At 66.4% G+C, this 20370-nt stretch carries 16 protein-coding genes and 1 pseudogene; 3 read left to right on the top strand and 14 right to left on the bottom strand.

Features of this window, described 5'->3' with window-relative positions; genetic code table 11:
• Positions 1-38: 38 nt before the first annotated feature.
• The 6 genes from ung to DFR29_RS23775 form a co-directional block, all read right to left on the bottom strand.
• Entirely contained in the window at positions 39-719 is a 681-nt protein-coding gene (gene ung / locus DFR29_RS23800; RefSeq protein WP_133821141.1) for a uracil-DNA glycosylase, read from the bottom strand.
• A complete protein-coding gene (locus DFR29_RS23795; protein WP_133821140.1) occupies positions 716-1567 on the bottom strand; it encodes a response regulator in 852 nt (283 codons plus the stop codon). Before DFR29_RS23795 ends, ung begins: the two co-directional genes overlap by 4 nt.
• A gap of 68 nt (positions 1568-1635) precedes the next feature.
• The gene (ftsX, locus tag DFR29_RS23790; RefSeq protein WP_133821139.1) at positions 1636-2637 is read right to left on the bottom strand and encodes a permease-like cell division protein FtsX; all 1002 of its coding nucleotides are present in this window, start codon (positions 2635-2637) and stop codon (positions 1636-1638) included.
• Positions 2637-3311, bottom strand: coding sequence for a cell division ATP-binding protein FtsE (gene ftsE, locus DFR29_RS23785; RefSeq protein ID WP_133821138.1), 675 nt, complete (start codon positions 3309-3311; stop codon positions 2637-2639). Before ftsE ends, ftsX begins: the two co-directional genes overlap by 1 nt.
• Before the next feature lie 16 nt (positions 3312-3327).
• Complete coding sequence (gspF, locus tag DFR29_RS23780) at positions 3328-4533, bottom strand: type II secretion system inner membrane protein GspF (RefSeq protein WP_133821137.1); 1206 nt, start codon at positions 4531-4533, stop codon at positions 3328-3330.
• A 142-nt stretch (positions 4534-4675) separates the two neighbouring features.
• Positions 4676-5092: a VOC family protein gene (locus DFR29_RS23775; protein WP_133821136.1), complete on the bottom strand. Its 417-nt coding sequence runs from the start codon at positions 5090-5092 to the stop codon at positions 4676-4678.
• 77 nt (positions 5093-5169) lie between these two features.
• Between DFR29_RS23775 and DFR29_RS23770 the strand changes: the two genes are divergently transcribed.
• Positions 5170-6033 carry a TrmB family transcriptional regulator gene (locus DFR29_RS23770; RefSeq protein ID WP_166654298.1) on the top strand — a complete coding sequence of 288 codons (864 nt, stop codon included), beginning with the start codon at positions 5170-5172 and terminating at the stop codon, positions 6031-6033.
• A gap of 10 nt (positions 6034-6043) precedes the next feature.
• Here the strand turns inward: DFR29_RS23770 and DFR29_RS23765 are convergent, their stop codons facing one another.
• The 6 genes and pseudogenes from DFR29_RS23765 to rhlB all read right to left on the bottom strand — a co-directional run.
• Positions 6044-7480 (bottom strand): amino acid permease, encoded by a 1437-nt coding sequence (locus DFR29_RS23765; protein ID WP_133821134.1) that lies wholly within the window; start codon positions 7478-7480, stop codon positions 6044-6046.
• 101 nt (positions 7481-7581) lie between these two features.
• Complete coding sequence (locus tag DFR29_RS23760; RefSeq protein ID WP_133821133.1) at positions 7582-8988, bottom strand: APC family permease; 1407 nt, start codon at positions 8986-8988, stop codon at positions 7582-7584.
• 355 nt (positions 8989-9343) lie between these two features.
• Positions 9344-10849 carry a type II secretion system ATPase GspE gene (gene gspE / locus DFR29_RS23755; protein ID WP_133821211.1) on the bottom strand — a complete coding sequence of 502 codons (1506 nt, stop codon included), beginning with the start codon at positions 10847-10849 and terminating at the stop codon, positions 9344-9346.
• 20 nt (positions 10850-10869) lie between these two features.
• Complete coding sequence (gene gspD, locus DFR29_RS23750; RefSeq protein ID WP_133821132.1) at positions 10870-12972, bottom strand: type II secretion system secretin GspD; 2103 nt, start codon at positions 12970-12972, stop codon at positions 10870-10872.
• On the bottom strand, positions 12969-13919 hold the full coding sequence (gene gspC / locus DFR29_RS30185; protein ID WP_166654297.1) for a type II secretion system protein GspC: 951 nt from the start codon (positions 13917-13919) through the stop codon (positions 12969-12971). Before gspC ends, gspD begins: the two co-directional genes overlap by 4 nt.
• Before the next feature lie 67 nt (positions 13920-13986).
• Positions 13987-15387 (bottom strand): annotated as a pseudogene (gene rhlB / locus DFR29_RS30180) (ATP-dependent RNA helicase RhlB); the annotation flags it as partial.
• A gap of 219 nt (positions 15388-15606) precedes the next feature.
• Here rhlB and trxA point away from each other — a divergent pair.
• Both trxA and rho read left to right on the top strand, forming a co-directional pair.
• On the top strand, positions 15607-15933 hold the full coding sequence (gene trxA, locus DFR29_RS23735) for a thioredoxin TrxA (protein WP_133821129.1): 327 nt from the start codon (positions 15607-15609) through the stop codon (positions 15931-15933).
• 571 nt (positions 15934-16504) lie between these two features.
• Entirely contained in the window at positions 16505-18169 is a 1665-nt protein-coding gene (gene rho, locus DFR29_RS23730; RefSeq protein ID WP_425598886.1) for a transcription termination factor Rho, read from the top strand.
• Positions 18170-18400: 231 nt separating this feature from the next.
• Here the strand turns inward: rho and DFR29_RS23725 are convergent, their stop codons facing one another.
• Positions 18401-19363, bottom strand: a complete 963-nt coding sequence (locus tag DFR29_RS23725) for a patatin-like phospholipase family protein (RefSeq protein ID WP_133821128.1) — start codon at positions 19361-19363, stop codon at positions 18401-18403.
• A gap of 1 nt (position 19364) precedes the next feature.
• Positions 19365-20339 (bottom strand): helix-turn-helix transcriptional regulator, encoded by a 975-nt coding sequence (locus tag DFR29_RS23720; RefSeq protein WP_133821127.1) that lies wholly within the window; start codon positions 20337-20339, stop codon positions 19365-19367.
• Between the last annotated feature and the right edge of the window lie 31 nt (positions 20340-20370).

The raw sequence follows: 20370 nt of genomic DNA, 5'->3' as shown, positions 1-20370 counted from the left end.
GGGCAATGGCCCGAACGACAGAAACTAATCGCAGCGCGTTACAGCGTCCAGTCCACCGGTGTCTTGCCGTGCCTGACCAGGTAGTCGTTCGCAGCGGAGAAATGGCCGCAGCCGATAAAGCCGCGGTGCGCCGACAGCGGCGACGGGTGCGGCGCCTTCAGCACCAGATGCCGGCGCGTGTCGATCAGCTTGCCCTTGGTCTGGGCGTACGAGCCCCACAGCATGAACACCAGCCCTTCGCGGTCGCGGTTGAGCGCATCGACCACTGCATCGGTGAAGCCTTCCCAGCCCTTGCCCTGGTGCGAGTTGGCCATGGCCTGCTCGACCGTCAGCACGGCATTGAGCAGCAGCACGCCCTGCTCGGCCCAGTGCGTCAGACAGCCGTGGCGCGGCGGCACAAAGCCGATGTCGCGCTGCAGTTCCACATACATGTTGCGCAGCGAAGGTGGAATCGGCACGCCGAGCTGTACCGAGAAGCACAGGCCATGCGCCTGGCCGGGCCCGTGGTACGGATCCTGGCCGAGAATGACCACTTTGACGGCATCGAACGGCGTCGCATCCAGCGCGGCGAAGATGGTTTTCGGCGGCGGGAAAATCACCTTGCCGTTGCGCAGTTCCGTACGCAGGAATTCCGACAGCGCCAGCATGTCGGGGCGGTCGAGATAGCTGCCGACCTTTTCCTTCCAGGACGGTTCCAGTTTCACCCGCGCTTCGGTCATGCGGTTTCCGCCAGCAGCAGCGCGCGCGAATGCTGGCCTACGCGCAGCTGGAACAGCAGCTTGGTGATCAGCAGGCGTTCCTCGATCGGTTTTTCCACCAGGTCGTTGGCGCCCTGGCGGATCAGCACGGCCTGGTTCTTCGGATTGTCGTCGCCGGTCATCACCAGCACCGGCAATTGTCCCTTGCCGTAGCCGTATTCGTTGCGGATGCGTTCGAGCAGGTCGCCGCCGGTCAGCTCGCCCTTGAGGTTGACGTCGGTCAGGACGATGTCGGCGCCGGGCACCTTGCCCTGGGCCTTGGCGGTTTCCAGCAGGGCCAGCGCGTCTTCCACGCTGACCACGTGCAATACGGTAAGCCCGTGCTTTTCCATCATGCGCCGCGTCGCCAGGGCGACCACGCGGCTGTCCTCGACGTACAGCACTTCGCCGGTGACGTTCGACTCGGGCCGCACATAGCCGCGGATAAAGGCGGCCAGGGCAGTGAAGCCCAGCGACTTGTCGAAATAATCGGTGACCGCGTCCGACAGGGTGCGTGCGATCAGCCGTTCCTGCACGTCGCCGGACACCACGACGATGGGGATATACGCCTGCGGCGCGTGTTCGCGGATGTGCTGGGCCAGCTCCAGGCCGTCCATGTCGGGCAGGCGCAGCGCGGTGGTGACGAAATCGACGACGCCGGCTTCGAGCTGCTGCTTGGCTTCGGCGCCGGATTCGCAGGCCAGCACGGTAACGCCGGGCAGGTCGGCCTTGAGCACCTGCTCGATGAGCCGGCGCACGACCTTGGAGCCGTCTACCACCATCACCCGTGGTTCGTCGCTGGCGATATGTCGGGTGAGATGCGCTTCCATTGGTTCCCCCTGAGGAACTTCCGTCGAGTACTGCGCGGTGGATGAACCGGCCTGCCGCCCGCCGCGACTCAGTCGGGATGGGCTTCGGCCAGATGCCGGGCGGTTGCAAGCATAGCGCCAAGCCAGCCCAAAACGGCACTCAGCACAGGCACGGCCAGGGCCGCCAGCGGCTCCAGCCCACGCAAGGCGAACCGGTGATCATAGCTTTCCAGCAGCTGGTTGACCGGATGGCTCAGCGCCCACTGCACGCCGAACACCACGATCAGGGCAAAGGCGCCGCTGAACAGGCCATACCAGATGCCGGTATACAGAAACGGCCGGCGCACGAAACCCGGACTGGCGCCAATCAGCTGCATCACGGCGATCTCTTCGGCGCGGGACTGGATGTCCATGCGCACGGTATTGCCGACCACCAGCAAGGTAGCCATGGCGAGCAGGCCGGCCAGCACCAGCACGCTGCGCTGCGACAGGCCCAGGATGGCCCCCAGGCGCCGGCGCCAGGCCGCGTCGTACTGCACCAGATCGACGCTCGGCTGCTGGCGCAGCTCGGCCAGCACAGCCGGATCGTCGCTGCCGCGCAGCTCCTGCGGCGTAACCACCAGTACCTGCGGCAAGGGATTGAACTGCAGCACGGCCAGCGCATCGGCAAAGCCCGACATCTGGCGGAACTCCTCCAGGCCCTGCTCCGGCGTGATCTGCTTGACTGCAGCCACGTCGCTGCGCTTGCGCAAGGCCTCGGCCAGCTGCCGCGCCGCATCGACCGGCGCGTCGGGCTTGAGGAAGACGGTGATCTCGCGCGCGTCCTGCCAGCCGCCGCTCAGGCCGCGGGCATTGTCGAGCAGGATCAGGAACAGCAGCGGCAAGGCCAGTGCCAGGCCCATCACCAGCGCAGTCAGTGCGGTGGCCCAGGGCTTGGCCAGCAGGCGGCCCAGGCTGGAGAACAGGCTGTACAGGTGCTGGTCACGCCAGCTGGAAAAACCCAGCCGCGTACGCGGCGTAGCGCGCTCGGCCGCGCGCGGTGGCGATGCTTGTACTTTGAGCCGGTTACCGGTCGGTTTCTTCGCGAACATCAGCCGCCCCCCGGCCGCCAGTCGTCCAGCAGGCGCCCTTGATTGAGCACCAGCACGCGCTTGCCCATGCGCTTGACCAGGGGCAGATCGTGGCTGGCCACCAGCACGGTAGTACCGACCTGCTGGAAATCGGCGAACAGCTGCATGATTTCCGCCGACAGCTGCGGGTCGAGGTTGCCGGTCGGCTCATCGGCGATCAGCACCGACGGCTTGGCCACGATGGCACGCGCAATGCCGACGCGCTGCTGTTCGCCGGTGGACAAGGTGACCGGTTCCGCCCGCTCGCGTTCCAGCAGGCCGACCTTGTCCAGCGCCGCACGCACGCGCCTGGCGATTTCCTCGCGCGACTGGCCGGCGATGATCAGTGGCAGGGCGACGTTGTCGTAGACGCTGCGGTCCATCAGCAGGCGGTGATCCTGGAACACCATGCCGATGCCGCGGCGCAGTTCGGGAATGCGGCCGCGGCGCAGGCCGTGCAGGTTCTGCCCGTTGACCGTGACGTGGCCGCGGGTCGGCCGCTCGATCAGGCCGATCAGCTTGAGCATGGTGCTTTTGCCCGCGCCCGAATGGCCGGTGATAAAGGCCATTTCGCCGGCCGCCAGCTCGAACGACAGATCGTGTACGGCTTCATGCCCGGAGGCATAGCGCTTGGTCACCTGGTCGAATCGGATCATGCGGCGGCGCCCGGCATCACTTCACCATCTGGTTCATGTTGAAGATCGGCAGCAGGATCGCCAGCACGATGAACAGCACCATGCCGCCGACCAGCAGAATCACCGCCGGGCCAAGCACCGCGGTCAGCACGGTCAGCCAGCGGTCCAGTTCGCGCGCCTGGTGGTTGGCGGCTTCGTGGAGCATGCGTTCGAGCTGGCCCGAGCGTTCGCCGCTGGCGATCAGGCGCACCGCCACCGGCGGGAAATAGCCGCTGTCGGCCAGCGCACGCGAGAACGCGCCGCCTTCGCGCACCTTGTGCGCGGCGCGGCGCAGCGCATCGCGCATGGGCAGGTTGGGCACGACCTGGGCCGAGATGGCCAGCGCATCCAGCAGCGGCACCGCGCTGGCGCTGAGCAAGGCCAGTGTGCGCGCGGCACGTGCGGTGTTCGATGCGCGCGTCAGCTTGCCGACCAGGGGCAGGCGCAGCAGCCAGCGATGCCAGACCATGCGCACGCTGTCGCGGCGCAGGGCGAGGCGCGCGGCGACGATGGCCGCCATCAGACCGATCGCCAGAAAAATGCCCCAGCGCTTCAGCAACGCCGACAGCGCCAGCAGCAGCGTCGTCGGCAGCGGCAGTTCCTGCTTCATGCTGGCGAACACGCCGACGATCTGCGGTACCACATAGATCAGCAACCCCGTCACCACGGCCGTGGCCACCAGGGTCAGCAGCAAGGGATAGGCCAAGGCCGCGAGCAGTTTCTGGCGCAGCGCATCGCGCGATTCGGCGTAGTCGGCCAGGCGCTCCAGCACCGTGCCGAGGCGGCCCGACTGTTCGCCCGCGGCGACCGAGGCACGGTAGATCTCGGGAAAGCTTTCCGGATAGTCGGCAAAGGCGCCGGCCAGCGAGGCACCTTCCATCACACGCGAACGCAGCGCGGCGGTGAGGCTGCGCGAGCGCTCGTCTTCGCCCTGCTCGGCCAACGCAGCCAGCGCTTCGTCGATGGGCAGGCCGGCCGACAGCAGGGTGGCGAGCTGGCGCGTGAACAGCGACAGCTGGGCCGCCGACAGGCCGCGCCGGCCCAGCGGCGAGCTTTGTTGCTTTTCGTCCACCGGCGTCACATCCAGCGGATTCAGGCCGCGCTCGCGCAGGCTCTGGCGCACGGCGCGCGCGGTATCGCCCTGCAACACGCCGCGCTGAGTCTTGCCGCTGGCGTCGAGGGCTTGATAGGCGAATGCCGGCACTAGGGGATTCCGTCGGGACGAAGGCCGATTGTCTACGGAATCCCATAGCGGGGGTAGCGTGCCTTGGTCGCGCCCTGCGACGGCGGCGATGGCGCAGCCGCCGCCGCAGGATGGCCGGGACGGCTGCGAGCGTGTGGCTGGCTCAGATCATGGTCACACCCGGCGGCGGCTGCATCTCGGCCACGGTCTTCCAGAACCACAAGGTGTGTCCCGCCGGATCGACCACGGAGAAATTGCGGTCGCCCCACCACTGCGTCTGTGGCGGCTGCACGATGGCCAGGCCAGTCTTGCTCAGCTGCTCGTGGTAGGCGTCCACATCGTCCACTTCGATGAAAAGTTCCATGTGGCCGGTCAGCGTGCCGGCCGCATCCTGCGGCCGCGACAGCATCAGCATGGCGCCGGCGCGCTGCACGATGGCGAAGTCGAGCTGGCCGTCCTTGCCGACCATGCCCATCAGGTGATCGAAGCCCAGCTGCTGCAGATAGAACTCGCGCATCGTGTCGACCGACTCGACGAAACGCAGGGGGATGACGGCGGCGGATGCGGGTTTGTCACTCATGCTGTTTCTCCGTTGGCTTGCGGGGAAACCAGTATCGACAGACACTTGCGCCGATTCAGCTACTTTCTGGAGTAGAAATGCGCGTAGCCTGGGCCGAGTTCGGTCTGCTCGACGAAGCCGGCTTCGGCAGCTACGAGAAGCGCGCCCTGGTCACACTGGCCGTGCATGGTGTCAGCGACGCGGCCACGCTATGCCGCGACGGCGATATTCCGAGTTCGAAGATCTACGCCGCGATGGAGAAACTGGCGCAGCTCGGCCTGGTCGAGGTACGCCGTTCGCGTCCACAGCTGTTTGCGGCGCTGCCGCCGGAGCCGCTGATCGACCGCCTCAACGCCATTGCGCGCGAACGCGCCGATCAGTTCGCCCAGGCCTCGCAATCGCTGCGCGCTGCCTTCGAGAAATTGCCGCGCAAACTGAAAAGCAACGAAGCACGGGTCGACCTGGCCATCGGCGCCGACAGCCATATCAAGCGCCATGTCAGCCGGCTGGCCGGCGCGCGCCAGCGCGTGCTGTCGTATCTGGAATCCGGCGATCTGGCGGCGATGCGCCGCCTGCGCGACGACGACGGTTTCGATGTGCTGAAAACCATAGCGCGCCAGCGCGAACGCTCCGGCGTTGAGCATCGCGTGATCTTCGGCTTCGACGACCGCAATGCGCCGCAGCTGCTGGCGTTTCTGCGCGATTTCGCCAGCTCTACGCGCAACCTCAGCGGCGTGCGCTACTGCGGCGAGATGGGGCATCCCTTCCATGTCGTCGACGACGACCTGGTGATACTGGCGCTGGACCATCCCTTCATCGGCGAAGGCCGCTTCGCCTCGCTGCTGGTGCACGACGCGGGGCTGGCGGCACAGCTGGCCGAAGGCTTCGACCAGCTGTGGCAGCGGGCGCTGAAAGACCTGCGCGAAATCCGCGCCTGGCCGGGACGGCCGCGGCGCGGATGAAGGGCATCGCCTAGCCGCGCTTTGCCAGCACGCTGTGACGGATGCCGTAGCCGAAATACACCACCAGGCCCAGCGCCATCCACATCAGGAAGCGTTCCCAGGTGATCCAGGGCAGGCCGGTCAGCAGCCAGATCGAGAACACGATGCCGACGATCGGCACCAGCGGCACCAGCGGCGTGCGGAAGGCGCGCTTGACCTCGGGCCGCGTGCGGCGCAGCACGATGATCGATCCGCAGATCACGATGAATGCGCAGAGCACGCCGATATTCACCAGCTTGGCCAGATCGCCGATCGGCATGGCGCCGGCAGCGAGGCCAGTGAGCAGGCCGAGGATCAGCGTCGGCCGGTACGGCGTGCCGTAGCGCGGATGCACCTTGGCAAACCATTGCGGCAACAAGCCGTCGCGGGCCAGCGAGAACCAGATGCGCGCCGCCGCCAGCATGAAGGCAAACACCACGCTGATGATGCTCGCCACGGCGACCGCGGAAATCGCCGCGCTGATCCAGGTCAGGCCCAGCGACTGGAACGCATTCGCCACCGGCGCATCGTTGTTGAGCGTGCTGTAGTGGGCGACGCCGGTAATGACCAGGGAGATGGTCAGGTACAGCACCATCGACACGCCCAGCGACAACAGGATCGCGCGTGGCAGATCGCGCTGGGGATTCTTCGATTCTTCCGCTGCCGTGGTCAGCGTGTCGTAGCCGAATACCGCAAAGAACACCACCGACGCGGCAGCGACCACGCCCTGGAAGCCGAACTGCTTTTCGCCGTTGGCACCGACCACCTCCGGCGGAATGAACGGAAACCAGTTGGCCGTGTTGATGTAGAACGCGCCGACGCCGATGACCAGCGCCACGCCGACGACCTTGACCGCGACGACGATGGTATTGAGCCGCGCACCGGTTTCCGTGCGCATGGTCAGCAGTACCGCCACGCCCATCGCGACCAGGGCAGCAATCACGTTGAACACGCGGCCTTCGCCCGTGCCCATGGCGCCCTGCGCCCAGACCGGCAGATGGATGCCCACGTGTCCGAGCAGGTTCTGCAGGTAACCGGCCCAGCCGCTGGACACCGCCGCGACGATCAGCGCGTATTCCAGCAGTAGATCCCAGCCGATCAGCCAGGCCACGCCTTCGCCGAGCACCGCATAGCCGTAGGTATAGGCGCTGCCGGTGACAGGAATCATGCCGGCGAATTCCGCGTAGCACAGCGCGGCGGCGGCACTGGCGATGCCGGCGATGATGAAGGCCAGCGCCACCGCCGGGCCGGCGTTCGCTGCGGCCTGCTGTCCGGCCAGCACGAAGATGCCGACGCCGATGATGCCGCCGAGGCCGATCGCCGTGAGCTGCCACAGGCCCAGCACGCGGCGGAATTCGCCCCGTGCGCCCGCCTCGCTCTGCAATTGCTCGATGCTCTTGTGCCGCGTGATCTGTTGAATGAGGCTCATGGTTCCCTCCCAGGAATCCGGCCGATCATAACCACTCGCGCAGAGCGGCGGGGGTGCCGTAGGTTTGCCGGCGCTGGATACCTGGGCCACATCCGTACAGGCTATTGGCGGCGGCGGATCGCATAGAACACCGGCACCCCCAGCAGCACGATGGCCAGGCCAGGCCAGGTATAGGCCGGCTTCCAGATCAGCAGGCCGATACCGACGCCGCTGGCCAGCAGCAGATACAGCGCCGGCAGCCAGGGATAGCCGAACGCGCGGTAAGGCCGTTCTGCCTGCGGCCGCGTGCGGCGCAGGCGGAACAGCCCGGCGATGGTCAGCACGTAGAAGATCAGCGTCGCCAGGATGACGTAATCGAGCAGGTCGCCGTAGCGCCCCGACAGGCACAGCACGCAGGCCCACAGCGCCTGCAGCCACAGCGCCCAGCCGGGTACGGCCTGCGCATTCAGCGTGGCGGCGCGGCGGAAGAACAGGCCGTCGCCGGCCATGCTGTAGTAGACGCGCGCGCCGGCCATGATCAGACCGTTCACGCAGCCGAACGTGGACACCATGATCAGCACCGCAATCATCGTCGTGCCCAAGGGCCCGAATGCCGCCTGCGCGGCGGCTACGCCGACACGGTCGGCCTCGGCCTGGGCAATGCCCTGCAGCGGCAGCACGGCGAGGTACATCAGGTTGGCCACGACGTAGAGACTGCAGACGATGACGGTACCAAGCAGCAGGCTCAGGCCCACATTGCGCCGCGGATTGTGCATCTCGCCGGCAACCGACGCGGCGCTGTGCCAGGAATCGGAAGAGAACAGCGCACCGACCATGGATACGGCGATCGCCGGCAGCAGGGCCAGCGCGAAGCCGCCGGCGCCGCTCGGCGGCCGCTGCCAGGCCTCGGCCCAGTTCGCATTCCAGATCTCGGCCTTGGCGCCGAGCAGCAGGCCGAACACGACCAGCGCGACGACGGCGGCGATCTTGGCCAGGGTGAAGCCGGTCTGTATCCATTTGCCATAGTTCACACCACGGCTGTTGACCAGGGTCAGTAGCAGCACCACGGCTATGGACACCAGCTGTGCGGCGTTGAGGCGCAGCAGGCCCAGGTCCAGCAGCAGGTTCTGCTCACCCAGCGCCGGAAACAGATAGGCGGCGAACTTGGCGAAGGCCACGCCGACGGCGGCAATGGAGCCGGTCTGGATCACCGCGAAAAACGACCAGCCATACAGGAAGGCCGGCAGCCTGCCCCAGGCCTCGCGCAGGTATACATATTGCCCGCCGGCCTTTGGATACATGGCGGACAATTCCGCATAGCTCAGCGCACCGATCACGGTCATGAGGCCGGAGATCAGCCAGACCAGCACCAGATAGCCGGCCGAACCGACCGTGCGCGCAATATCGGCGCTGACGATGAAGATGCCCGAGCCGATCATGGAGCCGGCTACCAGCATGGTGCCGTCGAGCAAAGACAAGGAACGCTGAAACCCGTCAGACGATACGGCGGTGGATGCTTGCTGGCTCATGCGAGGCTCCCGATATCCGGCCGATCATAGCCAGGCTGCGGTGCAGCAAACGAGGCGGATTGGCGCGCGGGGAGCGTGTTAACGGTATGGTCGCCGCGATGTAGTACCGCGAGGTTTGAATCCCTCGGCAGTGGCGGCGAAAACCGGATGCTGAAGTTTGCAAAGGCTGCGCGCCCTCTCCTGGCCCACTCCTCCATCGCAGGCGATGGGAGTGGGCCAAAGCATGGCTCCCTCTCCTCCAAGCTCCGCTTGGGGAGAGGGCTGGGGTGAGGGGGCAGATGCCGAAATATACTTTGCAGCAAGATTGAGCCGAGTCAACAAATCCACCGACGCCGCGCTTCGCCGAAAGCGCCGCTCAATCTTCCCGCGTAACCCGCAACACCTCGTCCACCGAGGTCATGCCCGACAGGCACTTGGCCCAGCCATCGGCCGGCATCGCCGCGCAGCGCGTGCGCGCGTAGCGTTCCATGTCGGCTTCCGAGGCGCCTTCGTGGATCTGCCGGCGGAAATTCTCGTCCACGCCGATCAGTTCGTAGATGCCGGTACGGCCCCGATAGCCCGACGCCCGGCCGACCAGTCCCTCGACGGGCCGGTACAGCGTGGCCTGCAGGTCGATGGGCTGGCCGAAGGCCGACAGCTCCCGCGGCGTGGCCGCATAGGCTTCGCGCGTGGCCGGATCGAGTACACGCACCAAACGCTGCGCCAGTACACCGATCAGCGACGACGACAGCAGGAACGGCTCTACGCCCATGTCGCGCAGGCGCGTCACCGCGCCGACGGCGGAATTGGTATGCAAAGTGGACAAGACCAGATGTCCCGTCAGCGATGCCTGCACCGCGATCTGCGCGGTTTCCAGGTCGCGGATTTCGCCAACCATGACGACGTCCGGATCCTGGCGCAGGATCGCGCGCAGGCCGCGGGCGAAGGTCATTTCCACCTTGGTATTGACCTGGGTCTGGCCGACGCCGTCGATGTAGTACTCGATCGGGTCTTCCACGGTCATGATGTTGCGGCTGGCGTCGTTAAGCTTGAGCAGGGCCGCGTACAGCGTGGTGGTCTTGCCCGAACCGGTAGGCCCGGTGACGAGGAAGATGCCGTGCGGCCGCGCAATGATGTTTTCCAGGCGCGAACGGTCGTCAGCGGCCATGCCCAGCTGGATCAGGTCCAGCCGTCCGGCCTGCTTGTCCAGCAGGCGCAGCACCACGCGCTCGCCGTGGCCGGCGGGAATGGTCGAGACGCGCACATCGACCGGGCGCCCGGCGATCTTCAGGCCGATGCGGCCGTCCTGCGGCAGGCGTTTCTCGGCGATGTCGAGCTTGGCCATGACCTTGATGCGGCTGACCACCGCATTCGCCACGGCTTTCTGCGGCGAGAGGATTTCGCGCAGCACGCCGTCGATACGGAAACGCACGACCAGGCGGTTCTCGTACGGCTCGATATGGATATCCGAGGCGCCTTCCTTGACGGCTTCCGTCAGCAGCGCATTGATCAGGCGGATGATGGGCGCGTCGTCGTCGCTTTCGAGCAGGTCTTCCGGCTCGGGCAGGTCGTCGGCGATCGAGCGCAGGTCCATGGACTCGTCCATGTCCGACACCACGCCGCGGGCGTCGTCGCCCTGTTCGTACAGGCGGCGCAGCAACTGTTCGAAATCGGCCGCGCTGTGGCGCGTCAGCTTCAGCGGCGCGCCCAGGTAGCGGCGCAATTCGGCCAGCACTTCGGGTTTGACGCCTTCGCGGCAGGCTACTTCGGCGTGGTCGTCGTGCCAGGCGACGAGGGTCGCGCCATTACGCCGGGCGAAGCCGAAATTCGGCCGCGCCGGCCGCGCCGTCCTGGAATTGCCTGTGCCTTCGCTGCCCTGCATTGGCGGCGTACTGCCTTCACTCACTTGTCGCCCCGGGCGGCCGGCTTTTTCGGCGCTGCGCCACCCTTGGCCGCAGGCCGGGGTGCTGCCGCCGGCATGGCCGGGCCGTTCGGGTCGGACATGAAATCGTGCATTTCCTTCACCACCGGCTGGCGCGCCTGCGGGGTCAATGCCTCGTGGTTGCCGCGCATCTGCAATTGTTCGGTACGAATATAATTATACTTTTCGCTGGATACGGCCTGCTCGGTGGCCGCGTCGCGCAGGATCTTCGGGTGCAGGAAGATCATCAGGTCGCGCTTGCTCACCTTGTTGCTGCGGTAGCGGAACAGGTTGCCCAGTACCGGAATGCTGCCCAGGCCGGGCACCTTCTGGTTGCTGTCGCTGGCGTTCTGGTCGCTCAGGCCGCCAAGCACCAGGGTGGCGTCGTCGGCAACCAGCACGCTGGTCGACAGCTCGCGCTTGTTGGTGACCAGGTCGACCGCGCCGTCGACGCTCGGCGCCAGCGACGATACTTCCTGATGCAGGTCCAGGCGTACCGAATCACCTTCGTTGATGTGCGGCGTCACTTTCAGGGTGATGCCTACGTCCTTGCGCTCGATGGTCTGGAACGGATTCAGCGGCTGGCTGCCGGTGCCGCCGGTGCCCGAGGCGTTGGTGTACTGGCCGGTCTTGAACGGCACTTCCTGGGCGACCTTGATGGTGGCCTCGGTATTGTCCAGGGTCAGTACCGACGGCGTGGACAGCACGTTGGACTTGCCGTCGCCCTTGAGCATGCGCAGCAGGAAGCCGAGATTGAGGATGTCGCCGACGCCGGGCACCTTGGTGGTGCCGGTGATATAGCCCAGCGACAGGCCGGCGCCGAGCGCCAGCGGGTTCTGCGCGGTGGAGACGATGCTGCCGGTGCCGCCAGGACCGTTGAAATTGGTGCCGCCGATGAAGGTGTTGTCGTCCAGCCCGTTCACCGGTGCCTGCCATTGCACGCCGATCTCGCTCGCGGTCTCGTCGGCGACTTCGGCAATGATGGCCTCGATCAGCACCTGCGCGCGGCGCACGTCGAGCTGGCGGATCACGCCTTCGAGGGAACGGAATACCGCCGGCGAGGCGCTGATGATCAGCGCATTGGTTTCCTCGTGCGCCTGGATCGTCGCGCTGCCGCCGCTGGCCGCGGCACTGCTGCCCGCGGCAGCACCCGGCGTGACGACAGCCGCGCCGCTGGAACTGACTTCGTTGTTCAGCGTGGCGGCCACACCGGTCAGGATGGGCACCAGCTCCTTGGCCTTGGCGTAGCGCAGATAGACCACGTTGGTGCCGCCGCCGCTGGACAGCGGCGTGTCGAGGTGGGTGACCAGGGTGCGCATGCGCAGGCGGCCGCTCTTGGCGCCGGCGATCAGGATGGAATTGGTGCGTTCGTCGGCAAGGATGCGCGGTACTTCGCCGGACGCCTGGGTGGCCTTGTCGTCGGCGAGGATGGTCAGGGTACGCGCCATCTCCGACGCATTGGCGTGCTGCAAAGGCAACACTTCCACTTCGGCATCGGACACCGTGTCGATGCGCGTGATGATACCGGCGACGCGCTGCACGTTGCTGGCGCGGTCGGAGATCACCAGCGAGTTGCTGGTCTGGTGCGCGATCAGCTGCGCGCCCTGGGGCAGCAGCGGACGCAGGATGGGTACCAGTTCGGCGGCGGCCACATGGCGCAAGGGCACGATCTGGGTGACGATGGCATCGCCGGATTCGGCCGTGGCTACGCTGTTGCCACCTTCGGCCTGGGCCATGGCCTCGGGCACGATCTTGATCATGCTGCCGGCGGACACCGCCGCATAGCCATGCACGCGCAGCACCGAGAGGAATACATCGTAGATTTCATCAGGCTGCATCGGCCGCGCCGAGATCACGCTGACCTTGCCCTGCACATTCGGGCCGACGATGAAATTGCGTCCGGTGATTTCCGATACCGTCGCGATCAGCGCCTGGATGTCTGCATCCTTGAGGTTCAGCGTATGCGTACCCGGCGGATTGCCCGCCGCCGACTGCGGCGGCTGGGCCAGCGTAGCTGCGCTGGCGAGCATCAATACCGTGGTCAGCAGACAGGCGCGCAGTTTGGCAGTGGGATTGCGCATCATTTGACGTTCACGTTCAGAGTGACGGGCTTGCCATCGCGCATCACCGTCACGGTGACGCGATTGGCGTTCTTGAGCGTATCGACGACCTGGGTCGCCCGTGCCATCGAATCCAGCGGCACGTTGTTGATCGAAGTGACGATATCGGATGGCTGCAGGCCGAGCTGCCCGATCAGCGCCGCATTCGGCCCGCCGGACAGGCGCACGCCGGTCATGCGGCCGTTTTCCATCACCGGCATTGCGCTGACCTGACGCATCAGGTCGGCCGGATCGGCCACGCCCAGCTGTTGTTGAATCTTGGAAAAATCCACTGCGCCCTGGGCCATCTGCGGCGGCACGAACACCGGCGTGGGAATCTGCTGTGGCGACGGCGCCGAACTGGACGCATGCTGCGCGCCGGGATTGAGCACATTGACGCCGCCCGCTGGCGCCGTGGCAGCCGTTGCCGGAGCGGCACTGCCGCCGGACGGCTGGTCGTAAGGCAGGCCCAGGGTCTCCTGCGCCCCCTCGTGCAGCAGCACGACGCGGTCGGGATAGACACCGTCGAGCGTGGCGCCGCCGGGCAGGCCGTCGCCGACGCGATAGGCACGTTCGCCGGAAACCGGATCGGAGATCACCGCCAGGCCGGCGCGCGGATCGGCCTCGGCCAGGGTGCCGCGCAACTGCAGTTGCAGCTGCGTGGCCGGCGCACTGCGGGCGAGCTGCGCCGTGGTCAGGCCGGGATTGCCGAACAGATGCCATTTCGACACGCTGACTGCCGCATGCGCCTTGCCCGCCTCCGCCGACGCGGTGGCCGGCAGCGGCGCGAGTTCCACGCTGCTGCTGCCCGGCAGGGAAAGCCAGACCAGCTTCACCGCCAGCCACAGGCAGGTCAGCAGCAGCAGGCCGCAGAGCAGCATGCCGCCGAGCAGGGAAACCCGCTCGACCTCGCTGCTGCTCAGTTGCCGCATGGCCATCGCCGCCATTGCCCTTCCCCCTGCCCTAGTCGCTGTTGCCTCAGGAACCGTCCGGTGCCGCCGGCGCCGGTTTGCCGCTGCTTCTGCCGCGTCCACCGCCACCGCCACCACCGCCACCACCACCACCGCCACCACCACCGCCTCCTCCGCCACCACCGGAACGGCGGCGCCGGCGCTTGGGCTTGTCGGCCTGCGCGACTTCGATCGCCGAGCTTTCGGCCGCGTCGCTGGCATCGTCGATGGCGTTCTGCGCATCGGCCTCGTGCACGGCGCGCTCGCGCCGCGGCGGCGGCACCAGCAGTTCGCGCGTCACCGTGGCGACGGGAATCTTCTGCTGGATGAAGCGCTCGATATCCGGCAGGCCCATGGCGTACAGATCGCAGGCGAAGCTCACCGCATCGCCTTCGGCACCCAGGCGCGCGGTGCGGCCGATGCGGTGCACGTAGTCTTCCGGATCGTGCGGCAGGTCGTAGTTGAAGACATGGCTGACGGCTGGAATATGCAGGCCGCGCGCGGCCACGTCGGTCGCCACCAGCACGTCGACTTCGCCGCGCTGGAAACGCTCCAGCAGTTTCTGCCGCTTCTTCTGCGGCACGTCGCCGGACAGCGCGCCGACGCGGAATCCGTTGCGCTCCAGCCGCGTGGTGACGCGCTCGGCAGCCACCTTGGTATTGACGAATACGATGCTGCGCTGCACGTCGGCGGAAGCCATCAGGTTCAGCAGCAGCGGCATCTTTTCTTCGGTCGCCGGGAAATACACGCTCTGGCGCACGCGCGACGCGGTCACCGACTCGGTCTCGGCGGAGAGCTTTTCCGGGTTGTTCATGTGTTCGTAGGCCAGCTCGAGCACGCGGTAGCTCAAGGTGGCGGAGAACAGCAGCCCCAGGCGCTTGTCGCGTGGCGGCAGCTTGCGCATGAGGAAGCGCACGTCCTTGATGAAGCCCAGGTCGAACATGCGGTCGGCTTCGTCGATGACCATCACGTCGACGGCGCGCAGGCTGAAGACATGCTGCTTGAAGTAGTCGATCAGCCGGCCCGGCGTGGCGATGATGATGTCGACGCCGCCGCGCAGCTGTTCGCGCTGCTTGTCGTAGTCGACGCCGCCGTAGATCAGGGCCGATTTCAGCCCGGTGGCGCGGCCGAGGTTGCGGAAATCCTTGTCGATCTGGATGGCCAGCTCGCGCGTAGGAGCGAGGATCAGGCAGCGCGGATCGGCTTCCTTGCGCTCGCTCAACGCCGGCAGTGTCAACAGGCGCTGCATGGCCGCGACGAGGAAGGCGCCGGTCTTGCCGGTGCCGGTCTGGGCCTGGCCGGCGACGTCGCGCCCGGCCAGGGCGACCGGCAAGGTCAGCGCCTGGATCGGCGTGCAACGCGTGAAGCCGGACTCGTGCAAGCCCGCCAGCAGGCTGGGATGCAGGTCGAAACTATCGAAGAAACAATCGGTTAATACTTGCTCGGACATTCAACTGGCCAGATAGACCGGGTTGCCTTCACGCAGGCCATACCCGGGGGACTTGAGGATGATTCCACAGACCCAACTTGAAACGCGCGGGCAGTTGGGCTGAAATGCCGCCCTTCCCCCGCTCCTGCCACGCTCCGCCTTGCCCAGCAACGGCCCGAGTGTAGCCTAAACCCAAACATTTCCGCAGCTTGGCGGAAATTCTTAAGACGGAGAATTCCATTGAGCCAGCTGATCGCCCATACCAGCGACGATTCCTTCGAAACCGACGTACTGAACTCGGCCGAGCCGGTCCTGGTCGATTTCTGGGCTGAATGGTGCGGCCCCTGCAAAATGATCGCCCCCATGCTCGACGAGCTGGCAACCAGCTACCAGGGTCGCATGAAAATCGTGAAGGTCAATGTAGACCACAACCAGAAGACCGCGCGCAACTACGCCGTCCGCGGCATTCCGACCCTGATGATCTTCAAGAACGGCAAGGTCGAGGCGACCGAAATGGGCGCCGTGTCGCGCACCAAGCTGACCCAGCTGATCGACCGCACCATCTGAAACACACGCACCGCGGCGCCCGCCGCGGGCAGGCCCGGACGGTTGGCACAGGCGCCAATCCGTCCATGGCTTTACGCTGCACTTTCACAGTGCTAAGTTAATCCCTGTTGTACGGGGCGCAGCGCCCCATCCCCTTCCGGTTCATCCCCTGATTCCATCCCGCCAGCGTGACTCATGCTGGCCAACGGCGCCCATGCGAGGTTTGCCCGTGTCTGATATCGAGAACAAGGAAAACGGCTCGGCCGCAACGGCTGATGCACGTCCCGAAACCACTCCTGCGGCAGAGCCGCGGGCACGGCGTACGCCCCGCACACCAAAACCCGAGGCCGCCGCGAGCGCCGAAGCCGCCGCTCCCGCTGCGGCAGCGCCGCCCAGTCACGGCGAAGCCGCTCCGCCGCCGGCCCGCGAAGAGCGCGCCGCACGCCCGGACCGGCAAGAACGCCAGGAGCGCCAGGAACGTCGCGAAGAACGCGAACGCAACGAACGCCAGTCCCGCGGCGGCAACGTCGAAAGCGGTGGCAACAACGATCTTTTCGCCAACCCCAGCAGCGGCGGCGAACCGCACGGCAACGTGCAGGCCAATCCGCAGCAGAACTACGGCGGGGGCAATAACCATCCGCAGCAGAATTACGGCGGCGGCAACAACAACCCGCAGCAGTCCTATGGCAACGGCAACGGCAACAACGCCGGCCAAGGCCAGGGCGGCCATTCCGCCGACGGCAACAACGGCAATAGCGGCGGCGACGGCAACAATGGCGGCGACGGCAATGGCGACGGCGGCCAGGGCGGCAATCCGCAGCAGGGTGGCCAGGGCGGCTTCAACCCGCAGGGCGGCCAGGGCCAGAACCGGCGCGAAGGCCGCAACCGCAATCGCAACCGGCAGAACCGCCAGCCGCAGCAGCAGATGCGCGGCGGCAACTACGAAGACGACATCCCGGACGATCGCAACGGCGGCGGCAACGGCCCGCTGATCAACCTGACCGAACTCAAGCGCAAGCCCGCGGCAGCCGTGCTGGAAGTGGCCGAAAGCCTGGGCATCCAGGAAGGCGTCGCCCGCGCGCGCAAGCAGGACGTCATCTTCAATATCCTCAAGGCGCATGCCCGCGCCGGCGGCGGTATCTGGGGCGAAGGCGTGCTGGAAATACTGCAGGACGGCTTTGGCTTCCTGCGCTCGGGCGACGAGTCCTACCTGGCCGGCCCCGACGACATCTACGTCAGCCCCAGCCAGATCCGCCGCTTCAACCTGCGCACCGGCGACTACATCACCGGACGCATCCGCCCTCCAAAAGACGGCGAACGCTATTTCGCACTGCTCAAAGTCGACGACATCAACAGCGAGCCGCCGGAAGCGTCGAAGAACAAGGTGCTGTTCGAAAACCTCACGCCGCTGTTCCCGCGCAAGGCATTCCGCCTGGAACGCGGCAACGGCTCCTCGGAAGACATCAGCGGCCGCATCCTCGACCTGATGTCGCCGGTGGGCAAGGGCCAGCGCGGCATCATCGTGTCGCCGCCCAAGGCCGGCAAGACCATGATGCTGCAGAACGTGGCCCAGGCCATCGTGCACAACCACCCGGAAGTGCACCTGATCATCCTGCTGATCGACGAACGCCCGGAAGAAGTGACGGAAATGGTGCGCGGCGTACGCGCCGCCGAAGTGATCAGCTCCACCTTCGACGAACCGGCCGCGCGCCACGTACAGGTGGCTGACATGGTGATCGAGCGGGCCAAGCGCCTGGTCGAACACAAGCGCGACGTGGTCATCCTGCTCGACTCCATCACCCGCCTCGCCCGCGCCTACAACACCGTCGTGCCCAGCTCGGGCAAGGTGCTGACCGGCGGTGTCGACGCCAACGCCCTGCAGCGCCCCAAGCGCTTCTTCGGCGCCGCGCGCAATGTGGAAGAAGGCGGCTCGCTGACCATCCTCGCCACCGCGCTGGTCGATACCGGCTCAAAGATGGACGAAGTGATCTACGAAGAGTTCAAGGGCACCGGCAACATGGAAGTGCACCTGGACCGCCGCATCACCGAAAAGCGCGTCTACCCGGCCATCAACATCAACCGCTCCGGCACGCGCCGCGAAGAGCTGCTGATCGACCCGGACATGCTGCAGAAAATCTGGATTCTGCGTAAATTGCTGCATCCCATGGATGAGCTGAGTGCGATGGAATTCATGCTCGACAAGATGAAGAACACCAAGTCCAACGACGAGTTCTTCGCGACGATGAAGCGCAGCTGATACAGCGCTGCAACGTCACCACAAAAAAACGCAGCCTAGGCTGCGTTTTTTTGTGGGCGCCGCGGTCGGATCCGGCAGCGATACCGTGACCGCGCTTTGCTGCAACCGCAGGGTGCGATGAGCGCCAGCGAATTGCACCGGTCGCACCGCTCGCTCGAACCGCGCACCCGGGCACCTTGCGGCGCCATTCGCATCCGCTCATCGCGCCCTACACGGGCCTGCCGCGTACCATCACGGCCAGACCTGCGTCCGCTTCACCTTCTGCCAGCGCGCCAGCGCCTCGCGCGTACGCTGGCGGCCGATCTCGATCACTTCCTCGGCGCGCTGGAATTCGTAGAAGGCACAGACATTGCGCGGAATCGAGATGACCAGGTCGGGCGGCTGGGCGGCGAGCTTGTAGCGGGTCAGGGTTTCCTGCACCACGTCGAGCGAGCGGGCGAACAGGTCGAGCATGCCCGGCTCATTGATCACCACGCGCTTGCTGCGGTTTTCCACAAAGCGTTCCCACAGCGCACCGAGGCGGCCGAAGCCGGTCGGTGTCTGCGCGTCGGACGGATCCGGCGGCTGCATCTCGGGACGCGTCACCGGCGTCTCGCGCTCGGCCACGCCTTCCGCCTCGGCGTTCACGTCGACGGCGATGGTCGCGTCGGTGAGATCGCGCAGGGTCGGCGTCACCGGCACCGGATTGAGCAGGCCGCCGTCGACCAGGCGCCGACCCTGGTAGTGATGCGGACGAAAAACGGTAGGAATGGAAATGGACGCACGGATCGCGTCGAACAGCGAACCGCGCGAGAACCACACCTCGCGCTGGGCGTCGATATCGACCGCGACCGCGGTATAGCTGATCGGCAGGTCTTCGATATTGGTTTCGCCAACCAGATCCTTCAGCGCGCCGATGACGCGCTGGCCCTTGATCAGGCCACCGCCACGCCAGCTCCAGTCGACCAGGCGCAGCACGTCGAAAGTGCGCAGGCCGCAGGCCCATTCGCGGTATTCGCTGAGCTTGCCCGCGGCATACACGCCGCCGACCAGGGCGCCCATGGAACTGCCGGCGACCGAGCGGATTTCGTAGCCGTGCGCGCGCAATTCCTCGATCACGCCGACATGGGCGTAGCCGCGCGCGCCGCCGGAACCCAGCACCAGCGAAATCGAGCCGCGGCGCTGCGGTTCCTGTACCAGCGGAGTGGAAGGCATGTCAGTTCTGGTACGCGCCGATGGACAGTTGCAGCAGGATCTTCATTTCCTCGCGCAGGCTCAGCGGCGACATCACCTCGGCGTCGGGGCCGTACTTGAGCACGTCCATCAGCAGCTCCTTGGAGTTGCTGTAGGGCACCTTCAGTTCGTAGCGGCCGTCGGTGAGGAAATGACCCTCCTGCTGCGAATGCCAGTGTTCGTCGGCAACCCAGCGCGCCGCATGCGGCGAGAAGCGGATCGTCGCCCAGGCCCGGGGCGGGCCGGAAAAAATGCCGTAGCTGGCGGCCAGGTGCTGGTTCAACTCGCCTTCGTCGCGGTCCAGTGCCGGCGCATCGAGCATCAGCGGTGCGTTGATGCGGTCGACGGCGAAGCTGCGCAGGCCTTCGCGTTCGTGGTCCCAGGCATCCAGGTACCAGTTGTCGCGGTAATGGGCGATGCGCTGCGGCGACACCAGGCGCTCGGTGGTACTTCCGGTAGAGCGCGCGCGGTAGCGGAAGCGCAGCTGGCGCCGCGCCATCACCGCGCCGGCGACCACGCGGAAACTGATCTGGTCGAGCTTGCGCATGCCGCTGCCAATCACGCGGATGCGCTCCATCGGCAGGCGCGCGCCGCTGGCATGGTCGGACAGCAGGGTTTGCATGCGCTTTTCGAACGGCGCCAGCGCATCGGCCAGGATGCCGGGGCCGCTGCGCGCGACGAGTTCGTTCAGCGCCATCAGCGCCGACAGCTCGTCGCTGGTCAGCCACAGGCCGGGCAGCTCGAAGCGTTCGGCTTCGGCCGCGTCGTAGCGGAAGGCGGCCTGGTCGCCCTCGCCGCTTTCGATCGGTGCGCCCAGCGCATCGCGCAGGAAGGCGATGTCGCGGTAAAGGGTGGCGCGGGAACAGCCCAGTTCGTCCTTGAGACGCTGCAGGCTTACCGGATAGCGCGAACTCTTCAGCAGGCGGTGCAGGCTAAGTATACGTTCGTATCGGTCCATGGTCCGATTGTGGCGGCTGGTCGGTTACCGG

This window comes from Tahibacter aquaticus (assembly GCF_004363655.1).
GTDB lineage: Bacteria > Pseudomonadota > Gammaproteobacteria > Xanthomonadales > Rhodanobacteraceae > Tahibacter > Tahibacter aquaticus.
The sequence above is the reverse complement of the archived record's forward strand: the minus strand, read 5'-3'. Positions and strand labels throughout refer to the sequence as shown.